Origin of the sequence: Pseudanabaena sp. SR411, from assembly GCF_002251945.1 — a bacterium.
Classification (GTDB): domain Bacteria; phylum Cyanobacteriota; class Cyanobacteriia; order Pseudanabaenales; family Pseudanabaenaceae; genus Pseudanabaena.
In genome coordinates this window covers 1-24954 of the sequence record NZ_NDHW01000193.1, presented here as the reverse complement: position 1 = coordinate 24954, position 24954 = coordinate 1, and the positions used below count along the sequence as shown (strand labels likewise).

Here is a 24954-nt window from a genome sequence, read left to right as displayed (position 1 = left end):
ATCAAGATGGTTTTTGTGAGGTTCATTGCAATACTATGGAGGGCATTTGGGTTGGTTTACGCAATTTTCTGCGTCCCTTTCGCGGTATTCACAAGAAGTATTTGTATCTGTATGTAGCCATGTTCGAGTGGGCATACAATCTACGTTGGATTGATTTTGACTTCCTGCGTCGGCTTCTTTTCCCTCCTTCCACCTATTTACCTAGATGAGCGACACATTTTACTTAATAGTCTTCGCAAAACTGCAATCTTCCTCACTCCATTATCATCGGCTTCTGCGAACAATAGAAATAGAATCTTTAACAAACTAGTTAAACTTTCGCGATAGGAAGCTGCAAACCTAGCGCTAATTCTTGATTAATCCCAAAACACAAAAATGCGACGATACTTTTATGTTTTGGGATTACAGCAATTTCCGATCAAAAGAATCAAAAGAATTTCTATAAAAATGTTGTTCTGCAACATTTTTATAGAAATTCTTGATTTGGGTTTGAGCGCAAAATGCCTAATTAATTTGGCGTGTCATCAAATTAGCAAGATTAGCTAAAGCCTTGAAACCGCGTTTCATTTTTTGCTTACGTTGAATCTTGCGAAGAATGTTGACCACAGCCTCTAGGTCATGGGTATCGTCTGGAGGTTTTTTGGTGCGGATCTGCTTGAAGGGTAAAATAATTCCAAAATGGACAGCCGCATTACAAAAAGCATTGAGCATAGCTCGTTCAGGTGCATGGACTCCAATCGTAGAAGATCCCACCTGAATTAAACAGCCTTTATCGCTACCAGTTGCCTCACGGGTGATGTCACCCACGGTTAGTAAACAGCGCATTGTGATGTAGTCCGATACTGCCACAGGTGAGGAAAAGCTAACCTGCCAATTATCTTTATGTGCATCCAGACGTGAACAAAGCATTTGCCAAACCGCAAAGAACTCGGAGGAAGCATTTTTGCCGACAATATTTTCAGATATACCAAAGGAACGAGCCTTAGAAGCTGACAAAGATAGGATCGGTGCAGAAGAATCAGGAAAGCGAGCCATAGACAAGACCAAAAACTCTTTAATTAATGTACGTTAATCAAAGCTAAATGTCATCTCTTATTTATAGCCAAAATCATGCTTTAAATTGTTTGATCAATATTTATACTGCTTTTTTCTAGCTTTATATCTCTATAGCTTAGATTCTTGCTACAAAGCATGAATTACATTAGTGACTACTCCCCAAATATGTAATTCCACATTTTCATCAATTTCAATGGGCTGAAAATGTGGATTTTCGGGCATCAACCATAATTTATTGCGATGCTTACGCAAGCGTTTCACGGTTAACTCTCCATTGACGACAGCGATGACCACCTTGCCGCTAATTGGCTCAAGGGCGCGATCGACTACTAGTAAGTCACGCGGATGAATACCTGCATCTTGCATCGAATCCCCAACTACGCGCACTAAAAATGTAGATTCTGGGTGTTTCACAAGATGGTGATTGAGATCAATTTTGCCTTCGATATAATCCTCTGTGGGGGCGGGAAATCCTGCGGCAACGGGATTGAGATAGAGAGGCACACGGCATTTAATATTATTAATGTCTGTCTTAAAAATAGATGAGACAATGGTTGATGGTTCTACCTGTTGAGGATCTCTGGCGAGAGCTTCTAAAATTTCATCAGCAAGGCTAATCGGTAAGCGAACGGCTTTAGTTGTCTCGTTATATTTGCCAGTACCTACAGGACGACCTGCTCCCTGACGTTTTCCACCACGAGGCATAATATTTCTCCCAAAGTTATTTGCATGTATTACTGCGATCGCTACAGTTTCATGAATATTGTACGCTAATCATATGATTTAATTGCTTAAAAACACATAGATATAGCGACATTCATTTATTTGGGCAACGTGGATCACCAAAAGGAATAATATTAATGTCATCTTCTGGCGAAAATCTCACGATACATCCTTGAAGATCGATAGAGATAATCGGATGCTCTTTGATATAAAAATATGTACCAAAACCTACCCCTGTTAAGGTGACTTTTTACTATTGAGGCGAAAGGTAGATAGGTGAGGATGTTTTGGGTCATAAACCTTCTTTCTTTGTGGGGACTTAAGAAATCGTTTTAAATTTACTTTGGCTGCCCAAGATCGTAATATATCGGCAAAGCCCCTCACTGTCATCTCTGAGAAACAAAACCATGCTTCAGCCTCAATCGCGACCTCCATACCCCTAAAATTAGACTGAACTTCTTCTACAACATAATAGCTAGACAATTCTGAATCAATCTTCTCCACACCATGCACTTCTTTAAGTGCAGATTTGATTGTAGAGAGAATGTTAAACGCCACCAACGCCTTACAAAAAACGAACAGTGCGGCTTTGGGTGCGTCCTCTTGGGGGCTTAGGGAAGAACAAGACTCCAGCTATGGCGATCTATATCATCGACCGCTTTCCATGCTGGAGTTGCTTTCATTGCGCGGCTTTCACTGCCTCACGTCTTAACTGACCAGTACCGTGTACTGTTCTTGGGCGTTTTCTTCCAACAGTTTTTCCAGTTGCTCTGGTGCAAAGCTTCTCTCCATTATTGCCCTCACCATCACCGTCAATGGGTTAGCCTCTACAAATCTCTCGAAAATCTTACTAATTATTTCTTATTCCCTCTTAGCGATTGTTTTTTGCTTTTGTCTCTGATTATAATCGAATCCTGTCTTTACTCGTTTTGATTTCACTAAATGTGTCACCTTAACAGGGGTAGTCCCAAGACTTAGCTATTCTGCATTAACAACATTTTTGGGATACAACTTCATTAAAGCTTGAACTTGCTCAGCATGGTAAGAACTGCGCGTAAGCGGCGAAGATACTACTTGTAAAAATCCCATCTCCTCGCCAGCAATCCGCCATGATTCAAACTGCTCAGGCGTTACAAACTCATGCAAAGTTAAATGCTGCGCTGAAGGTTGCAGATATTGACCAATGGTGATGATGTCACAATCCACTGCTCGCAAATCACGCATCACTTCCAAAACCTCTTCATAGGTTTCACCCATACCCACCATGATTCCTGACTTAGTGTAGACCCAAGGCGCAATTTCACGAGCGTGACTCAATAGTTCTAAACTACGCTGATATTCTCCCTGTGGACGCACGCGACGATAGAGCCGTGGCACAGTCTCCGTATTGTGATTAAGTACATGGGGACGCGCCGCCAAAATTGTTTCTAAAGCTTCCCAATTAGCACAAAGATCGGGGATGAGCAGTTCAATTGTAGTTTGTGGCATCAATTTGCGAATTTCTTCAATGCATCGCACAAACTGAGAAGCGCCACCGTCAGGCAAATCATCACGGTTAACAGAAGTAACGACGACATGCTTTAGATTCATCCTCTGCACTGCCTCACCCAAATTAATTGGTTCCATCGGGTCAAGAGCTTGAGGCTTTTTCTCAAAATCAATATCGCAATAAGGACAAGCGCGAGTACAAGCTGGCCCCATAATCAAAAATGTGGCAGTACCTTGGTTGAAGCATTCGCCGATGTTTGGACAAGATGCTTCTTCGCACACAGTATTTAGCCCCAAATCGCGCAAGACTTCTTTAACATTGCCAACGCGCTCCCACTGTGGGGCTTTAACTCGCAACCAGTCTGGTTTGACTGCCATATTTATAATTACCTAAAAATTTAGCCTATGCAAATCATGCAATTTTTGTAACGTTTTGTATTTTAACGCAATTACTCCTTTCACAGCCAAAAATTAGTGGTGCGGTGCTTTGCGCCGCACCGCTAAGTCCAAAACACAAAATGGCGTAGCCATTTTGTGTTTTAAAACCCTTACTGGGTTTAGTTTTTAATTCACAAAAGTGTTGTCACACTTTCGTAACTTGGTATAATTCTTGGGCTTTAATGTCTACTTTGAGACTGGAAAGACCGTATTACTCAAACCCGAAACAAGAAATTTTTTGAAAGCGTTACTTTGCAACGCTTTCAAAAAATTTCTTGTTCTTTTTATAGGTAATTGCTGCCCACTATAATTTACAGTTATATAGATAGAGTAAAGCTTTGCTAGCTCTGTCTGTTGCACACACCACATTTTGAGATATGTCATGCTCTGTCCGTTTTGTCAGCATACCGATAGCCGTGTTTTAGAATCTCGTTCGGCAGAGGCAGGCTGTAGTATTCGACGCAGGCGCGAATGTCTTAATTGTCAGCGTCGGTTTACCACCTACGAACGCATCGAGTTTGTGCCAATTACAGTGCTGAAACGGGATGGAGCCAGTGAATCCTTCGATCGCTCAAAGCTTTTGCGCGGGATGATTCGGGCTTGTGAGAAAACGGGCGTATCACAAACAACCCTAGAATCGATCATTGACGAAATCGAAGCACAACTACAAGTACGAGATCGCCATCAAGTATCAAGCGTAGAAATTGGGGAAATGGTATTGCAATACTTACAAGATGTTAGTGAAGTTGCCTATGTAAGATTTGCTTCAGTATATCGACAGTTTAAGGGAGTGCGAGATTTTGCTGAAGCTTTAAATCATTTTGCCGCAAGTTAACAACATTTTCAGGTTTACCTACTAAAACTTAATCGAATACTGTATCAAGCTAAGGTACACAAAAACACTACTGACAAAAATTTGTAAAGAAAAGTTGAAATTTCTTATTTACCCTAGCTATAATAACAATGTTTTTGTAATCCCGATCGCATTTCAGGGTCTAAATTAGGAGGTATTGATTTGGCAAGGAGACGTAAGCGGAAGAGTAGACGTCGCCAAGAAGGGCGCAAAATCCTAGAACATATTCCTCAATTTAGTATCGATAGCGGCGAAGATAAGCCTGTGACGGCTGCACGTAAGTACATTCATACACATGGCATTCTTCCTCCAGCACTGTTGCTTGTAAGACGTAACGAACATACAACAGATCGATACTTCTGGGCAGAAAAAGGACTATTCGGAGCACAGTATGTTGAAGAAAATCACTTCTTGTTCCCTAGCCTGAAACCACCCGAAGAAAGAGAAGTTGCACTAGCTGGATGTAGATAAGTTTTTATCAGTCTAACAAAGCAACAAAAAATCTCGTTTTTTCGGTATCACTTTTGCAGCACTTTATATCTTTGAACATCTATATCTTCTATAAACGATTTTTATCGTAAAAAAATAGAGGCTATTAGAGTTTATTTATAAATTGCTGTAAAAAGCAAATATGTATGTAAGTATATTTGATTAGTTGTCTTATTAAATATACTTAAGGATTTGGCAGTTACCTGAGTAACTGAAAAATGGGGATTTTATTTGTTGGTATAAATATTAACTGTTGAATTCTTTTATTACATCTTCCAGAAGTGGCATTTCATTTCACTTTTGGATTTTTGATAATTCGACAAAAAGCAGATGGTTGCAAAGCATTCATCTGCTTTTTGTTTTGCTTAGTAAATCAAAAGGCGGTGCTTTGCGCCACCTTTTGATTTTTGGGTTTGATTTATTATGAATTTTAAATAAAAAAGAGCAAACCTAGGTTTGCTCTTTTTTATTTAAAATTTGGTTTATTTAACTTATTAGTTGATCGATCTTCAATGTCAAGCATAGAGGAAACCCCAAGAAGGTGAGCGCTAAGCGTTCACAACTTCATTACTAGTTGTTTTTTTCCAACCTCTAGGCAACTTCAAGTCATCAGGATCGACATAATGACAAGCATAGTCATCTAAACAAATCAAAGCCCAACCATTACCATCGATATTAACCAGTTTGTAGGAAGCCTCTAGCACAAAGAAGCCTTTGTGGTTACGGGTATCAGGCTTTACTCTAACGTTTTCTAAGATCATTTTATTAACTTCCTTTTAAATAAAAAATTGGCACTTAACTGTAATTAAAAAATTAGCAGCTTCAGTTATTTATATTTAGGTAGCCTAACACTCTTGACAAAAATCCTCTGTTAAGTTTTTCTGACATAAAAGCAGTAGTTATGAAGTTCTGTAATGTTAGATAAAGTTATTTATTAAATCCCCCAAATTGCCATTCACAAATATTGACAATAAACAGAAATTAACAAGAAACCACTAGTTGTAGATTAACTCAGCACCCAATCTCTAACCTTTTCAAGAGCTTTCCAGTCTGGACGGCGACGCAATCCTTCTTCAAAATTCTCAACAATTTCTGGCTTAATATCTTTCAAAATCATTAACCAGTTTTGAGCAGCTTCAACTTGCTCGCGGACACCCTTCTGGGATAGCTCTAACATCGCGATCGCCAGATTAATATGCCCTTGAGGATCTTCGGGGGCGATTTTGACGGCTTTTTGGGCTGCTTTGACTGCGAGTTTGGCGTTGTTGTCTAGCAAATATAACCAAGAAAGACAAATCCAACCGCTAGCAACTTTGGGCTGGCGATCGCATACTTTTTCAAACACAGGAATTAATTCCGCCGCAGATTCACCTTGTTTGTAGCGTTCTAAACCTTGAGTGAATAAATCTTCTGCAATTTCTGTATTCATCGAGCGAATCAAAACTCCAAAGCCGTGTTTTTTGCCTTAGTGATAGTAGCATAAAGTGCGATCAAACTCATCAACTAAAAACTTCAGCTTTTTGTGTCAGCAAGATTCAGATTCTTTTGACAGGACTCGCTTAACTTCTTAACCAATCACTTCACACTATTTGAGAAAAAGAAAAAAGAACAGAGTTGTAATCTAGAAACTCATCATTGACATCATTAGAATAGTGAACTTACTTTTGCTGAGATTGGTAAACAACAATTTACAATTCTCCTCTAGAGTTTTGACTATTAAGAGCAATAGACAATAGTATCTAAATTTAGTAATTAGGATAACAGTTTGAGCGACTCACAAATTTATTTTATGAGTCAAATGAATTCTCTTATACGTCAAACCCCCTGTAGAACAGGATTTGTATCTACATTTACAGATAGGGCATGGTCATGCTGAATTAATAGAGAAGAAAGAAATACAAGAGTGTTTGTCATGAATATAAAGCTGCCCTCTCGTAGAAGATTTTTATTTTCTATCTCATTGTTTTCTTTGAGTTTAATTACCGCCTGTAGCAGTAGTGTTGTTGGTAATCCTGCTGAGCAGACTAGTTCTTCAGGCAACAAAAAAGTAATTCGGATTGCCATTGCGACTCAAGATCAAACGATTAATACAGCAACAGGTGGTCCAATTATTCGCGAAGAAAAGCTTCTGGAGAAACATTTACCAAAGACAGGTAAATATCAGAATGTCGAATATAAAATTGAATGGTCAAGCCATACATCTGGTCCTCCAATCAATAACAAGATGTTAGCTAACCAAGTTGACATTGGCATGATGGGTGACTTTCCCTTAACCATCAATATGAATACATTCAGAGACAAAGGTGCTGGAGTCAACAGCATTTATATTGCGACCCTATCCTATGGCGCAACTGGAGCAGGCAATGCAGTCATGGTTCCCAAGGATAGTCCAATCAAGAGCATTGCGGATTTAAGAGGAAAGCAAGTCTCAGTTCCCTTCGGTTCAGCTGCCCATGGTATGTTGTTGAGAGCTTTAAAGAAAGAAGGGATTAATCCTGACACTGAAGTCAAGCTCATCAGCCAAGCACCTGAAGTTGGTGGTACAAGCTTGAAGACGAATCAGATTGATGCCCATGCAAACTTTGTTCCCTTTGGTGAGCTATTTCCTTTACGCGGTTTTGCCAGAAAGATTTTTGATGGTGCGGAGTTAGGAGTACCCACATTTCACGGTGTAGTAGTGCGTTCCGACTTTGCCAAAGAGCATCCTGAATTAGTTGTTGCTTACTTAAAGGCTCTCTTGGAAGCTAATCAAATGGTGCGTGAGCAGCCTGAAGCGATCGCGGCAAAAATGGAAAAGTGGACGAGTGTGGAGAAAGAAGCCGTCTATATGTTCCTTGGTCCCAATGGTCTACAGCAAATTAGTCCTGCGATTCTTCCTATCCATTTAGAAGCTTTGACCAATAGCGTCAATACCCTCAAGCAACTCGGCAGATTAGATGCCAAGGTCGATGCTGCGGAAATTACCAAACTCACCGATGACAGCTACTTAAAACTTGCTGCCAAAGAAATGGGACTGAACTATGACGAAATGATTGCCAAGGCGGAAAAGTTCCCAATTTCTGGTGAAGATGCGGAAACTAAGCAAACAATTACCGAGCCGAAACTGGCGGCACAGGTTTGGGTTGATGGTGAAGAAAAGATTAGAAACTTCGCTTCTGTCAAAACCATGGTGACAGCAGTATCAAAGCTGAAATCCGAAGGTAAGCAAGCTAAAAGCACTGTGTTTGTGCATGATTTCAACAAAGGCTGGAAATTACTAGCTGCAAATTCCTTCTTTGTGCGTAAAGGCGATGATATTGCCGCATTCCTGACCGAAAAAGATGCTCAAGCCTATGCAGCAAGTCAAGGGGGCGCTCAGGTTCTCACCTTCAACGCGCTCTAATAGTCTGACACCACAGAACAGAATCTTGGTGATGTTTATATTAGGCTTACTTCTAAATCTGTGAGTATGTAATGCGCTTTGCGCGTTACATACTCATCTCTATTAACCTATCTTGTGGAGATGTTCGATGTCTAACATACCTTCTGAGCGATCGCTACCTATCGAATTTTGGAATAGTTTTAGTTTGTCCATCAAAAGTTTATTGGGAGGCTCATCGGATGTGGTGAAAGAGCCATTTTCGGCACGCAAGCGAAATCAACTATTTAGAAGAATACTATCTATAGTCTTATTTTTCGGTATTTGGCAAATCCTCTGTATGGTGAAGTTTAATTTCTGGATTAACTTTTCCTTCTTACCATCACCGATAGAAGTATCGGAAGCAACGGTCAAGTTTTTCTCGACCAATGCCATGATTCATATCCAATCCAGTGTGATTCGGGTCTTGGCTGGTTATTTCTTTGCCACTATTTTAGGAGTGGGTTTAGGGATTTTGATTGGTTGGTTTCAGAAACTAGAGGATCTTGTATTTTTGCCATTGGAATTATTACGACCGATTCCTGCGGTTGCTTGGATTCCCTTAGCGATTCTCATGTTTCCTGATGCTGAGTCGGGCATGATTTACATAACCTTTATCGGTGCATTTTTTCCAATTTTGATTAGCACGATCAAGGGAGTAGAAGGAGTGGATATGCTGCTGTTACGGGTTGGTCAATGTTTAGGGGCAGGACAATGGTATGTATTTAAAGATATTGTTGTGCCGGGGGCGATGCCTAGTATTGCGAGTGGTTTGGTCATCGGCATGGGAAATTGCTGGTTTTGTTTGGTAACGGCGGAGATTTTGGCTGGTCGTTATGGCATCGGTTATATCACTTGGGAATCCTACGTTACTTCCAACTATCCGCCAATTGTGATGGGGATGTTGATGATTGGATTGATGGGTTCTCTCAGTTCTTGCTTAGTTGAGCGTTTAATTCATTTGTTGATGCCTTGGCGCGTTACCAAAAAGAAGACTGCTTAGTATTAAGGATTTAACTTTTAGTTTGAGATTTAAGTTTTGAATTTTGGTTTTGTTCTGAATTTTGTTGTAACTGATATTTAGCAAGGATTTACGTCGATGGCAAAGTTGCTCGAAAATAATCTGCGATCGCAGGTTAAAGGATTAGTAGAGGTGGAGAATCTATCGGTAGGTTTTCGACGCAAGGGAGTATTTACTTCAGTTTTAGATAATGTCAACTTTACGATTCAACCTGGGGAATTTATTTGTCTGCTCGGCCCCTCTGGCTGTGGTAAATCAACGATCTTGAATACGATCGCAGGATTTATAAAACCTTCTGTGGGTAATGTGTTAGTTGATTACCAAAGGATTACTAAACCAGGGGCTGATCGCGGTTTTGTATTTCAGCAATATTCGCTCCTACCTTGGAAAACCACCTTCCAAAATGTGGAATTTGGGCTGAAGGTGCGCGGTGTACCTAAGGATGAACGCAAAGAACTTGTTGATTACTATTTAAATCGAGTGGGCTTGTCCAAATATCGCCATGCCTTTCCCTATCAGATGTCAGGGGGAATGCAACAGAGGGCAAGTATCATCCGCGCTTTGGTCAATTCGCCTTCGGTATTGCTGATGGATGAGCCTTTTGCCGCCCTAGATGCCCAAACCCGCCACATGATGCAGGAGCTATTGCTCGATATTTGGCAAGATTTAAAATCAACGGTGGTGTTTGTGACCCATGATATTGAGGAAGCTGTATTTTTAAGCGATCGCATTTTTGTGATGGGCGTTAACCCTGGACATATCAAAACGATGGTAAGTATTGATCTAGAACGTCCCCGCCATGTCGATTTGATGCTCACTCCTGAATTTATGCAACTCAATCGTCAAGTGTTCAACTTGATTCGTGAGGAGACTTTGAAAAGTATGGCATTTGAGGATTAATTGGCTAAATATTAACTCTGTTGGGAAATAATGGATAAAATCGCCAAAATTCTTACTCAGAGCAACTTTCAATTCTTCTGGTCTAAAATAGCTGATGGTCTTATCTAGACTGGATTACAAGACTTCTTGAGCTTATTACCCAACAGGGCTATTTGTACCTAACGCTTATATGACATATACGTTCTCAAGCTTTGATCTTAATTCCACAAATTCTGTAACCGATTGGCGGCGATCGCTCGAAGAAATTTATCGCGGGCGCACCATGCACACTTACAAGAGGGGACAAATTATTACCATGTATCCTCATGAAGTATGGGTGGTTTGTCGTGGTGTTGTGCAACTAAATACCTTGCATCCGTCAGGTGATGAAGTTTTGGTTGGCTTAGCAATGCAAGCTATGCCCTTTGGCTTACCATTAACTAATCTAGAACCTTATCAAGCGATTTCATTATCAGATGTCGATTTGATACAGTTTACCTTGATTGAGCTAGAACAATCGCCGCAACTTTATCATGGCATTTTGCAACATCTCAATCGTCGTCTTCAGCAAACGGAAGCTTTGCTAGCGCTAGTTAGTAATAAACGGGTAGAAGAGCGTCTCCGCCAAATCCTACTTCTGCTCAAGCAGGAAGTTGGCATTCCAGTTGATGGCGGAACTCGTCTGACTGTACGTTTTACGCACCAGCACCTTGCTAGTGCCATTAGCAGCACTCGTGTCACAGTCACTAGAGCCATGAAATTATTACAAGATGAAGGATGGTTAAAAGTCGATCGCGATCGATATATCGTTCTTGCATAAAAAAAGATGCGCGAAGTGTCTTTCTTTCATTTCTTGAGAATAACAATAAGAGCAGTGTATTCGATTACACACTTGATAGTAGGGAATGAAGGTGCAAAGCGCTTTCATTCCCTACTATCAAGTGTGGTAGGTTTGCTTAAGAAATTCTGGCTGCATCCAGCGATCAAGATTAATCTTGGTGAGGCGTTCATTATCAGGAATCTTGCTGAGATGGTCAATATGTAGTTTCAGCCAGTCTGGACGAATTACGGTTTCAGAAAAGAATCTTGCTGTCTGTTCAGGATGGTAAGAACCATTGAGAATCTCGGTTACTAAATCTAGATCTAAACGAGTCCATTGGGCAACCTGAGCAGGAGCCGAAGGCGTATTGTCATACCAATATTGGGCAGCTTTGAGGGATTGCAAATAGGCGATTACCACTTCAGGATAGCGATCGGCGAGGTCATGATTGACAACAACACCATAAAAGGATGGCAGAATATCGAGATTGCCATCAGCGAGATAGCGAAATTTTCCACAACGGCAAGCGACATCATGGAAAGGTGCGAAATGGGCATAGCTATCGGCTAAATGTAAGGGAAAGTTAAAGCCGCGAATCGCTTGAATATGCTCAAGGGAAATTAGTTCCACCTGATCTAGTAGGTTGGCAGCTTGGAGCGATCGCATCACCATGCCATGTGCCGAAGACCGTAATGGCACTGCGATATTTTGCCCCCGCAGATCGGCGATCGTTTCTACTTTTGATTGATGCGGCACGATGAATGCATTGCCAGAGCCATCGGGATTACTAGATACAAAGCTGACTAAACGAGTGTTGTACTGAGCTGTCTCAGGATTAGGCAAAGCACTCAGTAGTAATGGATAGTCCCCCAAAATGCCAATATTCAATGTTCCAGAATCTAGCCCCGTCACAATTGGTGAACCCGTCGCAAAATTCTGCCATTCAATTTGAAACTGGATGCCACTGTAGCGACCGTCCTTGGGTAAAAAATGCGATAGCAACTGCAAACGCTGAATAATTAATCCTGCCGTCACTGAGGGAATTGTGCCATTTTGAATACCAATCGAGAGGGTAAGCGTTTCAGGTCGATTGCTATTAGCGGTACGTAGTGCAAAACTAGGCGATCGCATATGCATCGCATTACTAGCATTACTGGCATTATTATTTACGTCTACTTGCTGATGTTGATTTTCCTGTAATAATTTCACTAATTTCTGCGTAGGCGTGAGATCTCCAGCCCCCCGTGACGATTTAGATAATTTATGATCATTTAAATCGTCAATCTCATTAATTCCCTTGGGAGTCAGTAAAAAAATACTGCCTGACAAAGCAAATTCCTGCAAAGAAATCGCGACCAAATTTCCCGCTTGACATTCCAACTGAAATTCAAAATTAGAAGCAAAGCCCAAATATGACCCTTGGGTTATATAGGTTCGCATGAGACTGGATGTGTCTACGGTTTCCACATTAGAAAAATCGCTAAGAGATAGACCAATTTCTGCTAAGCGTGACTCCAAAATCTTACGACTAGGGGCTTCAGAATTCATTAACACCCAAGGATGATGCTTTAAATCGCCAAGGCTAAGCCACTTTTTATGGGCAAGGGGATGGTGAGCAGACACAAACAAGGAATAGCAGATCGATGCAATTGCGATCGAAGAAATTTCGGCAACATCGGCAAAATTAATATCTGAGAAGCCAATATCAATCTCATTATTGATGATGCTCCGATATAGCAATTCCACAGAATCAAAAATATTGCATTGAATTTGTAAATTTGGATACTTTTGTCGGTACGCAAATAGTTTTGTTGGTAACCAACCATTACCAATTTCTGAAGTGCAACCAATTTTAATTAGCCCTGATTTCCCCTTTTTTATATGCTCAATTTCCTGTAATAAATCATTTTCTAAATCGATTATTTTAGGGCCATTTTCAAGAAGGAATTTACCCACATCCGTAAGCTGAATTTTGCGACCTAGCCGATGAAATAATGGAGTCCCCAACTCCGTTTCTAGCGACTTGATCTTAGCACTAACTGCTGGCTGTGTAAGGTTCAAAACATCAGATGCCTCCGTAAAACTTAAATGTCGAGCCACCTCAAGAAATACACGAATTTGATAAACTTCCATGGTAGTTACAACAAGAGTAGGATGATCTAACTGTAATGATTTTATCTAATGGTACATTCTATTGATTCAATGAATTTATCAGTCTATAAAATACCTCGATAAACTAAACCTGAAATCCATTGCATAATAAAAGCAAGAAACGCAACACAAACTGTATTGTTGCATTTCTTCAAGGGATTAAATTGATCTCAATGAACATAGTTCTCTAAAATTCGCTTGCAGTCATTTTGTCTGTATTGCTAGCAACATTTTACGAACAAATATTCAAGTGATTTTTCCAATAATTCAGGTTCGACTTTCTTTAGAAACGCGGAGGATTTCAAATTGAATACTCAATGGCTCAAGACAGATGTTTTGGTGATTGGCGGTGGTACAGCAGGGACGATGGCAGCCATCAAAGCCAAACAAGCCAATCCAGATGGCGATGTTCTGGTGCTAGAGAAAGCCAATATTCGTCGTAGCGGTGCGATCGCCATGGGTATGGATGGTGTCAACACCGCAGTTATTCCCGGAAATTCCACCCCAGAGCAGTACGTCCGCGAAATCACGATCGCCAATGATGGCATTCTCAACCAAAATGCTGTCTATCAGACTGGTAAACTCGGCTTTTCGGTCATTCAAGAACTTGAGCAATGGGGCGTAAAGTTTCAAAAGGATACGCAGGGGGATTACGACCTCAAACAGGTACACCGAGTTGGTAAGTATGTATTGCCAATGCCAGAGGGTAAGGATCTCAAGACGATTTTGGCGCGTCAGGTCAAACGCCATAAGGCAAGAGTGACCAATCGGGTCATGGCAACCCGTGTATTGGTTAAAGATGGTCGAGCGATCGGCGCAATTGGCTTTGACGTTCGCAATGGTGATTTTGTAGTCATCCAAGCTAAAGCTGTGATTCTCTGCACAGGAGCCTGTGGCAGATTGGGACTACCCGCCTCTGGTTATCTCTATGGAACCTACGAAAACCCCACCAATGCAGGTGACGGCTACTCGATGGCATACCATGCAGGTGCAGAACTGAGCAATATTGAGTGTTTCCAAATCAATCCTTTGATGAAGGATTACAACGGGCCAGCCTGTGCCTATGTGGCTAGTCCCTTTGGTGGCTACACCGCTAACGCAGAAGGCAATCGCTTCATTAGCTGTGACTATTGGAGTGGACAAATGATGCTAGAGGTTTGGAAAGAACTCAACTCTGGCAAAGGTCCAATTCAGCTTAAAATGACTCATTTGGATGAGAATACGATCGCCGAAATCGAATCAATTCTCTGGGCAAATGAACGTCCTAGCCGTGGTAGATTCCACCAAGGACGTGGCGAGAACTATCGCACCAAGGGCGTGGAAATGAACATTTCTGAAATTGGTCTCTGTAGTGGTCACAGCGCATCAGGTGTATGGGTTAATGAGAAAGCAGAAACCTCCGTTAAAGGGCTGTATGCTGCGGGTGATATGGCAAGTGTTCCCCATAACTACATGATTGGAGCCTTTGTATTTGGGCGCATCGCTGGTGAGAATGCCGTGGAATATGTCCAAGGTTTAGAACATCTCGATCCCGATCCTGAATTTGTGGCAAATGAGAAAGCCCGCATCTATGCACCACTCGATCGCCCCAATGGTATTCCCCATACCCAAGTTGAATATAAGTTGCGCCGCTTGGTCAATGACTATCTCCAACCTCCCAAGTCGGCTAACCGCATGGAAATTGGCTTGAGCAATTTCGTTAATTATCATGCTAGCCTCGATCAAATGGGCGCACAAGATCCCCATGAACTGATGCGTTGTATGGAGGTTCACTTTATTCGTGATTGTGCAGAAATGGCGGCGAGAGCGTCACTCTATCGCAAAGAAAGCCGTTGGGGTCTCTATCACTATCGTGTCGATTATCCTGAAAAGAATAATGAAGAATGGTTCTGCCATGTGCATCTCAAAAAAGATGAATCTGATCAGATGGTGCTATTCAAGCGTCCAATTGAACCTTACATTGTGGATGTGAATGTTGAAACGGAAGTTTATGATGTGGCTGTGCGCTAATTGAAATCACATCTACACCTTATCCACAAAGGTTTGTTCACAATATGAAAAGTTTGGAGTATCAGAAATCATTATGGCTTTAACCACTCAACGAGTTGACGTACCTGTAATTGTCGATGAGTCTAAATGCTTGGAAAAGTGTGTGGCTTGTATTGAAGTTTGCCCCCTTGATGTATTGGCAAAGAACCCTGAAACAGGTAAAGCCTATATGAAATACGATGAGTGCTGGTTTTGCCTTCCTTGCGAAAAGGAATGTCCCACCAATGCGATCACCGTCCAAATTCCATTCTTATTACGCTAAGGGAGGTAAGCATCATGGATAGTGAAATGGATCAATGGTTAGAAATGTTGCGATCGCCTAACGTGGATGATCGCCTCGTAGCAGTTAAAAGCTTGCAACATATCGGTGATGAAGAAATCTTCGCGCCGTTACTTGAAGCCGTCAAGGATGAAAGCCCCCTCGTCCAAAAGTTGGCAGTTACCACCCTATGGGAACTCGCTAACCCTGCGGCCGTGCCTGCATTGGTCGAATGTCTTGCCTCACCAGTAGAAGATATTCGCGAAGAAGCAAGATCTGCTTTAGGAGAATTGGTTGCCCCCGATCATCTGTTGCTATTGCTAGATGCACTATTGCGCGATGACATCAATCTCCAACTGAATATTCTGTTTCTATTGCGGAAGATTCATGATGCTCAGTGCTTACCCTATGTGATGCCATTCTTTAACTCAACCTTACCAGAATTACGGGAAGCAGCCATCACCACCCTCAGATACTTAAATCAGGTGGAGCGCTGCGAGCCTGCTCTCGCACTAATGTCCGATCCTGAAGCAACAGTCCGTCGGGCAGCGGCTCTAACCCTTGGGCATTTAGCGGATGCCGAAGTTGTACCCATTCTCTGCCAAGCTGTTACCGATGATCCAGATTGGGAAGTACGCCGCAATGCGGCAAAGTCTCTCACTACCCATGCTAATCCCGATGCGATCGCCGCTTTGGAAAGGTCTGCCGAAGATCAGCATTGGCAAGTTCGCAAGTTTAGTCTTCAAGCTTTACAAAAAATAGCTACTGATCGCACCTTGCCTCTATTCATCAAAGCTCTAACCGATGAATATTCAGATGTGCGCCGTGAAGGTGTAATTGCGTTGCGGATTTTAAATAATCCTGTGGCGCTTACACCTTTACAGCAAGCCCTTGATGACCCCGATCGCGATGTGTGTATCTTTGCCCAACGCGCCATTCAAAGTATTCAAGATAGCATTCAAGAGACCTCCAATGCCTAGTCATACTTCCCCCTTCCAAAGAGCAGAACACCCTGTACCACCACCGACCGATCCTCAAGTTGAGGTCAAGGAGCTAGCGGTAAAATCTCTGCTCAAAACGGTAATCGAGCCAATTCTGAACATGGATATTGTCAGTTTGGGCATGGTGCGAAATCTGCGAATTGTTGATGACTATGTGTACCTGCGCCTCTATGTGGGTAAACATCAATTTGCCCTCAAAGCGCAAATCATGGAGCTTTTGTCATCATCTCTAGATTGGTGCAAAAAGTCCTATGTGGAGGTTTGCACGATCGCAGGAGTTCGCACCACGATCGCGGTATCCAGTGGTAAGGGTGGTGTGGGCAAATCAACAACGGCGGTAAATTTAGCAGCCGCTTTGCGATCGCAGGGTAACAAGGTGGGCTTACTAGATGCCGATGTCTATGGACCCAATGTGCCGCAGATGCTAGGACTAGCTCAAGAGGATGTAAAGGTGATCGACACACCTACAGGTCAACGCTTTATCCCTCTTGAAGCGCATGGGATTAAGGTAATGTCAGTGGGGTTACTTGCCGCGCCCGATCATCCCCTTGCATGGCGGGGACCAGTACTCCATAAGATCATCACCCAATTCATTCAAGAAGTAGAATGGGGAGACTTGGACTATCTCTTGATTGATTTGCCCCCCGGCACAGGTGATGCTCAAATTACTATCGTCCAAGAGAGTCCGATCTGTGGCGTGATTTTGGTCACGACTCCGCAGCAGGTTGCGGTTGCTGATGTCCGTCGCAGCATTCACATGTTCCGTCGTGTCGGCATTCCCGTCCTCGGTATCATCGAGAATATGAGTTACCTACTCTGTGGACATTGTGGAACACCAAACCCAATTTTTGGCAGTGGTGGTGGTCAGCAACTTGCTGATGAACTGCAAGCACCCTTGCTCGGACAGGTTCCCATTGATGCCAAAATCTGCACAGGTGGCGACATCGGTACTCCGCTTACCCTTAGCGAACCTCATTCAGCAGTTGCGGAGGTGTTTACCAAAATCGCGATCGCCCTTGATAATAGTTTTGCTGAACATAATACCAATTCACGAGAGTTTGACAACACTTTTGTGAATTAGAAAACAACCCCAGTAAGGGTTGTCAGGACTAAAAATGGCAAAGCCATTTTTAGTCCTGACAACCAATCGATTAGAGAAAAACGATGAATATATCTTCACCTTCTCAAGTTTGGAGATGGGTTTCTCAACAGAGCTATGGACTTTATCTGACGATCGCTTTAGCAGGAATAGCCTATTTATTGCGAAATCTACCAATATTTGATCTGTTCAGTCCATTGATTATCGCGATTATGCTTGGCATTCTATTTCGCAACATTATCGGAATGCCAGCCTATTGCCAAATGGGCGTAACCTTCTCTATGAAGCAGATTTTGCGATTTGCAATTATTCTCTTAGGAATGCAACTTAGCCTTGTGCAAGTTTTGGCAATTGGAGCCAAAGGGATTGTCTTAATTATCTTGACTCTGTTTAGCACCTTTGGCTTTACCTATTGGCTAGGAAAACAACTAGGAGTTAGCAAAAGCTTAACCTATTTGATCGCATCAGGAACTTCTATTTGTGGAGCTTCCGCCGTAATAGCTACCAGTAGTGCTACCCACAGTTCCGATCGCGATACCACCTATGCCGTAGCGATCGTCACCATATTTGGAACCTTATCTATGTTCCTTTATCCATTATTACCAACCTTGCTCAGTTTGACCCCTGAGACCTTTGGTATTTGGTGCGGAGCTTCGATCCATGAGGTAGCACAGGTCTTGGCGGCGGCTTACCAAGTAAGTCCGATTAGTGGCGAATTAGCGAGTATTACTAAACTATCACGAGTATTGTGGTTAGCACCCGTCATTCTTGGCATTAGTTATTTATATTCCCAGCGTAAACCAAGCTATACCAATCAATCTCCTACGGCGATCGCCATTCCTTGGTTTATCTTTTACTTCATTTTATTGATTATCCTCAATAGTCTAAATATTTTCCCAACTGAGTTTAAAAGTGCGATCGGGCAAATCAATAAGTTCTTGCTGACAATCTCGATGGCAGCGATGGGTTTAGAAACAAAGTTACAACAGCTTCGGGAAACTGGACTTAAACCTCTTTATTTAGGTGCAGGTTCTTGGTTGTTTATCTCTATATTTAGCTATGGATTAGTCAAGATCTTTTATTAAATGGAAAGCATGAGCGACGCTCATGTTTACCTATTGCAGAATAGCGAATTCATGACATCATCAACCCTGACAGTTTTAACAGCTTTTATTCTTTTTGCTTGTACATTTGTCCGTTCTGCTGTGGGGTTTGGCGATGCTTTACTTGCCATGCCACTGCTCGGACTAATCATGAGCCTTCAGACTGCTTCGCCCATAGTTGCTTTTATGGGATTTATGATTAGTCTTACTATCCTGATCAGTGATCCTAAATCCGTTGACTTTAAATCAGCTTGGAGGTTGATTATTGCGACGATTATCGGCGTTCCCTTTGGACTATTACTTCTCAATTATGCTCCTGAACGATTAGTTAAAGTAATTCTTGGGTTATTGCTAATCCTTTATGGTATAGGTAACCTCGTTACGCCAAGAATGCCGCGCCTCCAGAATGAAAAATATGCCTTCATCTTTGGATTTATCGCAGGAATTCTCGGTGGTGCGTACAACACTAATGGTCCGCCGATCGCTATTTACGGAACACTCCGTCGTTGGCGACCTGACTATTTTCGAGCAACGATGCAATGCTATTTTCTATTTTCAGGGGTTGCCACAATCGCAGGGCATGGCATCGTCGGGCTATGGACTCCCACCGTTTGGAATTTATTTTTATGGTCTTTACCGAGTATTTTTCTGGGGGTTTACATTGGCGGCAAAGTAAATCGATGGATTCCACAACCAATGTTTAATCAAATTATTTTTAGCTTGTTAGTTGTTGTGGGGTTTCTATTTTTGTTATAAGTATTTGGGCATAATTAAAAACCAAAGCCAAAACCCAATAATCAAGTGGCGGCGCTTCGCGCCGCCACTTGATTATTGGGTTTTATTACATTCATTCACCTATGAGCCAACGTATATCGATTATTAATGTTGGCCTTGACCAAACTAGCTATGTCGATACTTGCGATCGCATTACACTTCTCGCTCAGCAAAATAAATCTGGTTATGTCGTGGCGGCTAACGTCCATGTGGTGATGACAGCTTACTGGAATCGTGACTATCGCCAAGTACTGGCTAATGCGGAAATTGTAACCCCTGATGGGATGCCACTGGTATGGGGCTTGAGATCGCTAGGCGCAAAAGATCAACAGCGAGTTTATGGGCCAGATCTGATGCTAGCCCTATGCGATCGCGCCGCACAGGAAAATATCCCTATTTATTTATTTGGCGCAACGGTTGAAACACTTCACAAATTAGAGCAGAACTTAAAATCACGCTTTCCAGATTTGGCGATCGCTGGTAAACATGCTCCACCATATTTCGAGATTAATGATCCTAACTTTGAATCACAATTAACGGAAGATATGCAACTTATTGCTAAATCGGGTGCAAAGGTTGTATTTATCGCGCTTGGTTGTCCTAAACAGGAATTTTGGATGAGCCACGCCCATCATCATTTGGCTGCCGTGATGATTGGGGTTGGTGCGGCCTTTGATTTTCATAGTGGAAAGATTTCACAAGCTCCTCGTTGGATGATGGCGATCGGCTTGGAGTGGTTATATCGCTTTAGCCAAGAGCCAGTACGTTTATGGCAGCGTTATTTGATTAATAATCCCTGTTTTGTAATTTTGTTTTGCCTCCAACACTTACGGCGAATTTTTCACCCCCCTCAAAGCTAGAGAGGTTGCTGAGCAACCTCTCTAGCTTTGGGGCATAAAAGTGTTTTCAAAAAATATCTTTGCGCTTACAGCAATGTAAGTTTCCAAACCCAAAAGATGAATGGCGGCGCTTCGCGCCGCCATTCATCTTTTGGGGGCTTTGAGTAGTAAAGAGAATTTTTTAAAAGCGTTGCGGAGCAACGCTTTTAAAAAATTCTCTGGGTTTTAAGTCAGCGCAAAGCGCTGTAGTATGCAAGTGGTGACAGCTATATGTCTAAACTAATTCCGCGTTTGGGCAAGATAAATGAACTGAGACTTAATAAGAAAAATTTGTGATGCACAATCAGGTTAAGAGCAGAAGAGGGATATGAGAGTGAGCAGCGATCGCCAACCAACTAAAAAACAATCCGATAAACATGTCAAAAAACATGACATTCGAGCTGGCAACCAGATCAAATGGTCTATGGGCGAGTTCAACTGGTTGCGATCGCTCTTACTAATTGCTAGCGATATCTTGGGTTTAGGCATAGCTTGGAGAGTATCTTGGAACCTTAATCAAGGCTTTTCACCTTTGCCACCAGAACTTAATTGGGGAGAATTTGCAGGATTAACAGGGTTATTTTGGGCTTTTGCGGCGGCGATCGTTACAGGATTTGCTTATCACAACTTTTATCGAGGTGAATCCCAATGGCGCAACTATGTAAAGCAATCCCAAGTTATTAGCAGTGTTTACATGGCTTCTTTAGTGATTAGCTATTTTTATAACCCTACAGTGGATACTCCGCGATCGCTGTTTTTCCCTGCTTGGATTGGTAGTGTGATCATGATTATCGGCTTACGATTGCTATTGACCTTGATCTTTGATCAGTTTCCGATCGCTAGAATTCATACACCTGTTTTTATCATTGCACCTAGCGATCGCCTATCTTACCTAGCTAACATTATCGAAAAAAGAACAGGCTACAAAGTTGTCGGGGTACTTACCTCTTCCCTCGCTAATACCTCACACTCCATGCAATGCATTATTAATTCTGGAGCAAAAGAAGTAATTGCCGAAGGATTGCCCGAAACTCAACTAGCTTCTCAATTATATTGGCAACTTCGCAATGCAGGAATAGGGCTAAGGTTAGTCCCATCTAGTTTAATGCTGCTCCATCGACGAGGCACTCCAGAGATTTTTGCATCAATGCCAATGATTCGGATTGAGTCGTCACTGCTGGCAAATTGGGAATATATCTTTAAGCGCTGTTTGGATATCGTCGCCGCATTTATTGGATTGATAGTCTTATCGCCTGTGTTTATAGGGATAGCGATCGCCATTAAAACTAGTTCCAAAGGGAGTGTATTTTATACTCAAGATCGCGTGGGACTACAGGGACAATCATTCCGTATGTGGAAATTTCGGAGCATGTTTATGGATGCCGATCGCCGCCAAGCCGAATTAGAGCATCTCAATAAGAGTTCCGATGGTGTTATGTTCAAAATTGAACGCGATCCACGCATTATTCCCATTGGACATTTTTTGCGCTGTACAAGTTTGGATGAGCTTCCACAACTATTTAATGTTTTGCTAGGACAAATGAGTCTTGTGGGGCCTAGACCTTTGCCTGTAAGAGATGTGGCTAGATTTACCAATTGGCATCATACGCGCCATCTAGTCATGCCAGGGATTACGGGGTTGTGGCAAATTTCGGGGCGATCGGATTTAGACACTATTGATGATGTGGCTAAGTTAGATCTGTTCTATATAGATCGCTGGTCATTAAACTTCGATTTAGAGATTCTGATTGAAACTCTACGTTTGATTTTATTTGGTAAGGGGGCATATTAGTCTCGCCAAAGGACGTAAAAAATTTGCTTTGCAAATTTTTTACGTCGTATATTTTTACATAGTGTTGCAAAAAACATAATTTCTCAGACTTACATGCCTATAATGCTAGGGTAAATCAACCTAAACTCTCTATAGAGTTAGTGAAAATGAGCGAAGAACAAAAATCAGGGATTGGTGGATTTGTAAGTGGCTTACAGCAAAAAGCTGGGGAAGTAGCTGAAGGCATCAAAGACAAGGTTGAAGGCGCTATTGGTGAAGAAAATGCCAAAAAGGTTTCCGATGTCCTAAATACAGATGTTGGTGCGATCGCTAAAGATTCTGCTGGCAAAGCAGTTGATGCTCTGGAAAATTTGACTGGTCGTGACATTGACGGCGATGGAGATGTTGCTGGCAAACCCAAAGAATAGTATTTGTGTACAGCAATAAACACTAATAAAGAAGGCGAAATGCCTTCTTTATTAGTGTTTATTAGTGATTATGCACAGAGCCATCAGGCATAATTGTTCCAAATAGATTTGCTTCAGACAAACTAACTCCATTTAGATTAGCCAGTCGCAAATTTGCTTTGACTAAATTAGTGCCAATCAAAAAAGCAGCATCTAGCTTCGCTGAGATGAGTTGCGCTCCTGTGAGAATCGCTCCATTCAAATTAGCATTACTTAAAATTGCATCACTTAAAATTGCATCTTCTAAGTTGCTATCACTCAAGTCAGCATTACTCAAAATTGCATTACTCAGAACTGCATGTTTAAGATTGGCATGACTTAAATTCGTATTACTTAAATTGGCATTGCTGAGAATTGCATCACATAAATTGGCATAACTTAAATTAGCTTGATTAATAGCAGCATTACTCAAGTCGCATTCTTGCAAATTAGCATTACTTAAATTTACCGCACATAGTTTTGAGTCTGATAGGTTTGTATTACTAAGATCGGCAAATTCTAGATTTGCATTGGTCAAATCACTACGACGGAGATCGGCATTGGTGAGATTAACATTACTTAAAATTGCATTACTTAAGTTTGTCTCACTTAAACTAGCATTACTCAAGTCACTTTCATCTAAGTCTGCGCCACTCAAGTTCGCACCATTAAAATATGCCTTAGTCAGATCGGCTCCCTGAAGGTTTGCCAAACTTAGATCGCATCTTTGCAAATAAGCTTCTCGTAGATGCGCCTTACTCAAATAGGCTCCATTTACTTCTGCATCTTTGAGATTTGCCTTATATAAATCAGCCTCTCGCAAATTTGCCTTCACTAGATCAGATCCACTCAGATTCGCACCTAATAAATTAGCATTACTCAGATTTGTCCAACGCAAATTTACTCCACTCAAATCTGCTTCGCGGAGATTGGCTCGTCTCAAGTTAGTACCACTCAGATTGGGAATAATCTCTGGGTTTTCCAGTCGCCATCTATTCCAACTGGCTACTCCTTGTTTTAGTATCGCAAGATGTTCTGAGTTTCCCATATGTCTTCCCTTTTACGCTATATCTCTCTAAAAAATGTAGCGGTTATTTAGAGGGATATGCTCCCATTAATCAGTACTTGGCGAAACAAGAAAAAATCAGTAATAATAAGACACAAAATGGTGTAGCAATTTTGTTCCTTACTTACCAATCCAAAATATGCTTAATTTGAGAAACTATTTGAACGGGATTGAAGGGTTTAGCGATCGCACCTTTGACTCCTAGCTGAGCAATTTTTTGAGATTCGGTGAGGTCAACTCGAGCAGTTAGCAAGACAACGGGAATATCTGCAAATTCAGGATTAGCTTGCAAAGTTTTAAGAAAAGCAAATCCATCCATGTTTGGCATGATCATATCTAGCAAAATTGCATCAGGTCGGATATTGGCAACGGCGGCTAAACCTTCTTCGCAGCAAGGGACAGTTACTGGTTGCCAGTCACTGAAGATTTCTAGACAAGTCTCGACAATTTTGCAGATATATTCCTCATCATCTATTAATAAAACTGTTTTTCTAGATATGTTTTCCATTGGGACTGTGAAATACAATTTGGCTTCTAATTTAGATTTAGTGTAGAGAATAAAAGTGAGGATATTCTGAGGGAGATGAGATTTAAGATTTTCTGTGGCGCGGCTGCGCCGCGCCACAGAAAATCTGGCTCTTGATTTCAGCAATTACCACTTTAAAAGCTGGGCAATTTGATCGGCAATTTGGAGTGGCTCAAAGGGTTTGGAGATCTTACCTGCGACATCTAGTTGAGCAAATCTGGCGCGATCGCTTGCTTGTACTTTGGCAGTTAAGAGAATTACAGGAATATTTTGTGTTGCTGGATTTTGTTGAAGATGCTGAAAGACAGTAATGCCATCCATTTCAGGCATCATTACATCAAGGAGAATTGCGTCGGGCTTGAGGGATTCGACAATGCTAAGCCCTGCTTTGCCAGAGTTTGCGATTTGGACTTTCCATCCTTTAAAGCTTTCTAAACAAACCGCTATGACTTGAGCCAGATTTGGTTCGTCATCAATCAATAAAATCGATTTGCTCATATTTATAAATTTCTAAATAATGTTGTTCTAATTCTTTCTATCCTACATTCCGCTCGTAATGGAAGGGTAAAATAATTACCGAAAATCAAAATCATCGAAAATCAAAAAAGAGGAGGTAAATATTAATACAGAGATGAAAGTATCGAATCTAGACCATCTAGGGATCGTG

The 24954-nt window shown here is 41.7% G+C and carries 25 protein-coding genes and 1 pseudogene; 16 read left to right on the top strand and 10 right to left on the bottom strand.

Going from position 1 to position 24954, the window contains the following annotated elements; genetic code table 11:
- A pseudogene (locus tag B9G53_RS27575) lies at window positions 1–209 on the top strand (hypothetical protein); the annotation flags it as partial.
- A 295-nt stretch (window positions 210–504) separates the two neighbouring features.
- On the opposite strand, the gene B9G53_RS20830 reads toward B9G53_RS27575, so the two are convergent.
- The 4 genes from B9G53_RS20830 to lipA form a co-directional block, all read right to left on the bottom strand.
- A complete protein-coding gene (locus B9G53_RS20830) occupies window positions 505–1035 on the bottom strand; it encodes a hypothetical protein (protein ID WP_094535389.1) in 531 nt (176 codons plus the stop codon).
- 147 nt (window positions 1036–1182) lie between these two features.
- Window positions 1183–1761, bottom strand: a complete 579-nt coding sequence (locus B9G53_RS20825; protein ID WP_094535388.1) for a LexA family transcriptional regulator — start codon at window positions 1759–1761, stop codon at window positions 1183–1185.
- 255 nt (window positions 1762–2016) lie between these two features.
- Window positions 2017–2337: a hypothetical protein gene (locus B9G53_RS20820; protein WP_094535387.1), complete on the bottom strand. Its 321-nt coding sequence runs from the start codon at window positions 2335–2337 to the stop codon at window positions 2017–2019.
- Window positions 2338–2757: 420 nt separating this feature from the next.
- Window positions 2758–3645 carry a lipoyl synthase gene (lipA, locus tag B9G53_RS20815; RefSeq protein ID WP_094535386.1) on the bottom strand — a complete coding sequence of 296 codons (888 nt, stop codon included), beginning with the start codon at window positions 3643–3645 and terminating at the stop codon, window positions 2758–2760.
- Window positions 3646–4087: 442 nt separating this feature from the next.
- On the opposite strand from lipA, the gene nrdR reads away from it, so the two are divergent.
- Window positions 4088–4540, top strand: coding sequence for a transcriptional regulator NrdR (gene nrdR / locus B9G53_RS20805; protein WP_094535384.1), 453 nt, complete (start codon window positions 4088–4090; stop codon window positions 4538–4540).
- A gap of 180 nt (window positions 4541–4720) precedes the next feature.
- Window positions 4721–5029, top strand: a complete 309-nt coding sequence (locus B9G53_RS20800) for a DUF3155 domain-containing protein (protein WP_040689531.1) — start codon at window positions 4721–4723, stop codon at window positions 5027–5029.
- A gap of 566 nt (window positions 5030–5595) precedes the next feature.
- On the opposite strand, the gene B9G53_RS20795 is transcribed toward B9G53_RS20800, so the two are convergent.
- Complete coding sequence (locus B9G53_RS20795) at window positions 5596–5808, bottom strand: hypothetical protein (RefSeq protein WP_094535383.1); 213 nt, start codon at window positions 5806–5808, stop codon at window positions 5596–5598.
- Window positions 5809–6053: 245 nt separating this feature from the next.
- Window positions 6054–6476: a hypothetical protein gene (locus B9G53_RS20790; RefSeq protein ID WP_094535382.1), complete on the bottom strand. Its 423-nt coding sequence runs from the start codon at window positions 6474–6476 to the stop codon at window positions 6054–6056.
- 483 nt (window positions 6477–6959) lie between these two features.
- Between B9G53_RS20790 and B9G53_RS20785 the strand changes: the two genes are divergently transcribed.
- From B9G53_RS20785 to B9G53_RS20770, 4 genes are all read left to right on the top strand, one after another.
- Entirely contained in the window at window positions 6960–8429 is a 1470-nt protein-coding gene (locus tag B9G53_RS20785; RefSeq protein ID WP_094535381.1) for an ABC transporter substrate-binding protein, read from the top strand.
- 127 nt (window positions 8430–8556) lie between these two features.
- On the top strand, window positions 8557–9447 hold the full coding sequence (locus tag B9G53_RS20780; RefSeq protein ID WP_094535380.1) for an ABC transporter permease: 891 nt from the start codon (window positions 8557–8559) through the stop codon (window positions 9445–9447).
- Between the two features lie 96 nt (window positions 9448–9543).
- Entirely contained in the window at window positions 9544–10365 is an 822-nt protein-coding gene (locus B9G53_RS20775; RefSeq protein ID WP_094535379.1) for an ABC transporter ATP-binding protein, read from the top strand.
- A 169-nt stretch (window positions 10366–10534) separates the two neighbouring features.
- Complete coding sequence (locus B9G53_RS20770; protein ID WP_094535378.1) at window positions 10535–11164, top strand: Crp/Fnr family transcriptional regulator; 630 nt, start codon at window positions 10535–10537, stop codon at window positions 11162–11164.
- A gap of 117 nt (window positions 11165–11281) precedes the next feature.
- Here the strand turns inward: B9G53_RS20770 and B9G53_RS20765 are convergent, their stop codons facing one another.
- Entirely contained in the window at window positions 11282–13297 is a 2016-nt protein-coding gene (locus B9G53_RS20765) for a LysR substrate-binding domain-containing protein (RefSeq protein WP_094535377.1), read from the bottom strand.
- A gap of 324 nt (window positions 13298–13621) precedes the next feature.
- Here B9G53_RS20765 and B9G53_RS20760 point away from each other — a divergent pair, with 324 nt between their 5' ends.
- The 9 genes from B9G53_RS20760 (at window position 13622) to B9G53_RS20720 (ending at window position 22677) form a co-directional block, all read left to right on the top strand.
- Window positions 13622–15325, top strand: a complete 1704-nt coding sequence (locus B9G53_RS20760) for a fumarate reductase/succinate dehydrogenase flavoprotein subunit (protein ID WP_094535376.1) — start codon at window positions 13622–13624, stop codon at window positions 15323–15325.
- 73 nt (window positions 15326–15398) lie between these two features.
- The gene (locus B9G53_RS20755) at window positions 15399–15626 is read left to right on the top strand and encodes a ferredoxin family protein (RefSeq protein WP_036011745.1); all 228 of its coding nucleotides are present in this window, start codon (window positions 15399–15401) and stop codon (window positions 15624–15626) included.
- 14 nt (window positions 15627–15640) lie between these two features.
- A complete protein-coding gene (locus B9G53_RS20750; protein WP_094535375.1) occupies window positions 15641–16603 on the top strand; it encodes a HEAT repeat domain-containing protein in 963 nt (320 codons plus the stop codon).
- Entirely contained in the window at window positions 16596–17705 is a 1110-nt protein-coding gene (locus B9G53_RS20745; protein ID WP_094535374.1) for an Mrp/NBP35 family ATP-binding protein, read from the top strand. The genes B9G53_RS20750 and B9G53_RS20745 overlap by 8 nt, the downstream gene beginning before the upstream one ends.
- 83 nt (window positions 17706–17788) lie before the next feature.
- The gene (locus B9G53_RS20740) at window positions 17789–18808 is read left to right on the top strand and encodes a YeiH family protein (RefSeq protein ID WP_094535373.1); all 1020 of its coding nucleotides are present in this window, start codon (window positions 17789–17791) and stop codon (window positions 18806–18808) included.
- Between the two features lie 51 nt (window positions 18809–18859).
- Window positions 18860–19582, top strand: coding sequence for a sulfite exporter TauE/SafE family protein (locus B9G53_RS20735; protein ID WP_176453294.1), 723 nt, complete (start codon window positions 18860–18862; stop codon window positions 19580–19582).
- 101 nt (window positions 19583–19683) lie between these two features.
- Window positions 19684–20460, top strand: a complete 777-nt coding sequence (locus B9G53_RS20730) for a WecB/TagA/CpsF family glycosyltransferase (protein ID WP_094535371.1) — start codon at window positions 19684–19686, stop codon at window positions 20458–20460.
- Between the two features lie 346 nt (window positions 20461–20806).
- Window positions 20807–22270: a sugar transferase gene (locus B9G53_RS20725; protein WP_094535370.1), complete on the top strand. Its 1464-nt coding sequence runs from the start codon at window positions 20807–20809 to the stop codon at window positions 22268–22270.
- A 146-nt stretch (window positions 22271–22416) separates the two neighbouring features.
- Window positions 22417–22677 carry a hypothetical protein gene (locus tag B9G53_RS20720; RefSeq protein WP_094535369.1) on the top strand — a complete coding sequence of 87 codons (261 nt, stop codon included), beginning with the start codon at window positions 22417–22419 and terminating at the stop codon, window positions 22675–22677.
- Between the two features lie 61 nt (window positions 22678–22738).
- On the opposite strand, the gene B9G53_RS20715 is transcribed toward B9G53_RS20720, so the two are convergent.
- The 3 genes from B9G53_RS20715 to B9G53_RS20705 all read right to left on the bottom strand — a co-directional run bounded on the left by B9G53_RS20715 (window position 22739) and on the right by B9G53_RS20705 (window position 24785).
- Complete coding sequence (locus B9G53_RS20715; protein ID WP_094535368.1) at window positions 22739–23743, bottom strand: pentapeptide repeat-containing protein; 1005 nt, start codon at window positions 23741–23743, stop codon at window positions 22739–22741.
- Window positions 23744–23885: 142 nt separating this feature from the next.
- Window positions 23886–24269 carry a response regulator gene (locus B9G53_RS20710; RefSeq protein ID WP_176453293.1) on the bottom strand — a complete coding sequence of 128 codons (384 nt, stop codon included), beginning with the start codon at window positions 24267–24269 and terminating at the stop codon, window positions 23886–23888.
- Between the two features lie 144 nt (window positions 24270–24413).
- On the bottom strand, window positions 24414–24785 hold the full coding sequence (locus B9G53_RS20705) for a response regulator (RefSeq protein ID WP_094535367.1): 372 nt from the start codon (window positions 24783–24785) through the stop codon (window positions 24414–24416).
- Between the last annotated feature and the right edge of the window lie 169 nt (window positions 24786–24954).

Bases quoted from the DNA above. Each gene is read 5' to 3' on its own strand.
- B9G53_RS20830 (WP_094535389.1), bottom strand. From the start codon at position 1,035: ATGGCTCGCTTTCCTGATTCTTCTGCACCGATCCTATCTTTGTCAGCT.
- B9G53_RS20825 (WP_094535388.1), bottom strand. From the start codon at position 1,761: ATGCCTCGTGGTGGAAAACGTCAGGGAGCAGGTCGTCCTGTAGGTACT.
- lipA (WP_094535386.1), bottom strand. From the start codon at position 3,645: ATGGCAGTCAAACCAGACTGGTTGCGAGTTAAAGCCCCACAGTGGGAG.
- nrdR (WP_094535384.1), top strand. From the start codon at position 4,088: ATGCTCTGTCCGTTTTGTCAGCATACCGATAGCCGTGTTTTAGAATCT.
- B9G53_RS20795 (WP_094535383.1), bottom strand. From the start codon at position 5,808: ATGATCTTAGAAAACGTTAGAGTAAAGCCTGATACCCGTAACCACAAA.
- B9G53_RS20790 (WP_094535382.1), bottom strand. From the start codon at position 6,476: ATGAATACAGAAATTGCAGAAGATTTATTCACTCAAGGTTTAGAACGC.
- B9G53_RS20785 (WP_094535381.1), top strand. From the start codon at position 6,960: ATGAATATAAAGCTGCCCTCTCGTAGAAGATTTTTATTTTCTATCTCA.
- B9G53_RS20780 (WP_094535380.1), top strand. From the start codon at position 8,557: ATGTCTAACATACCTTCTGAGCGATCGCTACCTATCGAATTTTGGAAT.
- B9G53_RS20775 (WP_094535379.1), top strand. From the start codon at position 9,544: ATGGCAAAGTTGCTCGAAAATAATCTGCGATCGCAGGTTAAAGGATTA.
- B9G53_RS20770 (WP_094535378.1), top strand. From the start codon at position 10,535: ATGACATATACGTTCTCAAGCTTTGATCTTAATTCCACAAATTCTGTA.
- B9G53_RS20765 (WP_094535377.1), bottom strand. From the start codon at position 13,297: ATGGAAGTTTATCAAATTCGTGTATTTCTTGAGGTGGCTCGACATTTA.
- B9G53_RS20755 (WP_036011745.1), top strand. From the start codon at position 15,399: ATGGCTTTAACCACTCAACGAGTTGACGTACCTGTAATTGTCGATGAG.
- B9G53_RS20750 (WP_094535375.1), top strand. From the start codon at position 15,641: ATGGATAGTGAAATGGATCAATGGTTAGAAATGTTGCGATCGCCTAAC.
- B9G53_RS20745 (WP_094535374.1), top strand. From the start codon at position 16,596: ATGCCTAGTCATACTTCCCCCTTCCAAAGAGCAGAACACCCTGTACCA.
- B9G53_RS20740 (WP_094535373.1), top strand. From the start codon at position 17,789: ATGAATATATCTTCACCTTCTCAAGTTTGGAGATGGGTTTCTCAACAG.
- B9G53_RS20735 (WP_176453294.1), top strand. From the start codon at position 18,860: ATGACATCATCAACCCTGACAGTTTTAACAGCTTTTATTCTTTTTGCT.
- B9G53_RS20730 (WP_094535371.1), top strand. From the start codon at position 19,684: ATGAGCCAACGTATATCGATTATTAATGTTGGCCTTGACCAAACTAGC.
- B9G53_RS20725 (WP_094535370.1), top strand. From the start codon at position 20,807: ATGAGAGTGAGCAGCGATCGCCAACCAACTAAAAAACAATCCGATAAA.
- B9G53_RS20720 (WP_094535369.1), top strand. From the start codon at position 22,417: ATGAGCGAAGAACAAAAATCAGGGATTGGTGGATTTGTAAGTGGCTTA.
- B9G53_RS20715 (WP_094535368.1), bottom strand. From the start codon at position 23,743: ATGGGAAACTCAGAACATCTTGCGATACTAAAACAAGGAGTAGCCAGT.
- B9G53_RS20710 (WP_176453293.1), bottom strand. From the start codon at position 24,269: ATGGAAAACATATCTAGAAAAACAGTTTTATTAATAGATGATGAGGAA.
- B9G53_RS20705 (WP_094535367.1), bottom strand. From the start codon at position 24,785: ATGAGCAAATCGATTTTATTGATTGATGACGAACCAAATCTGGCTCAA.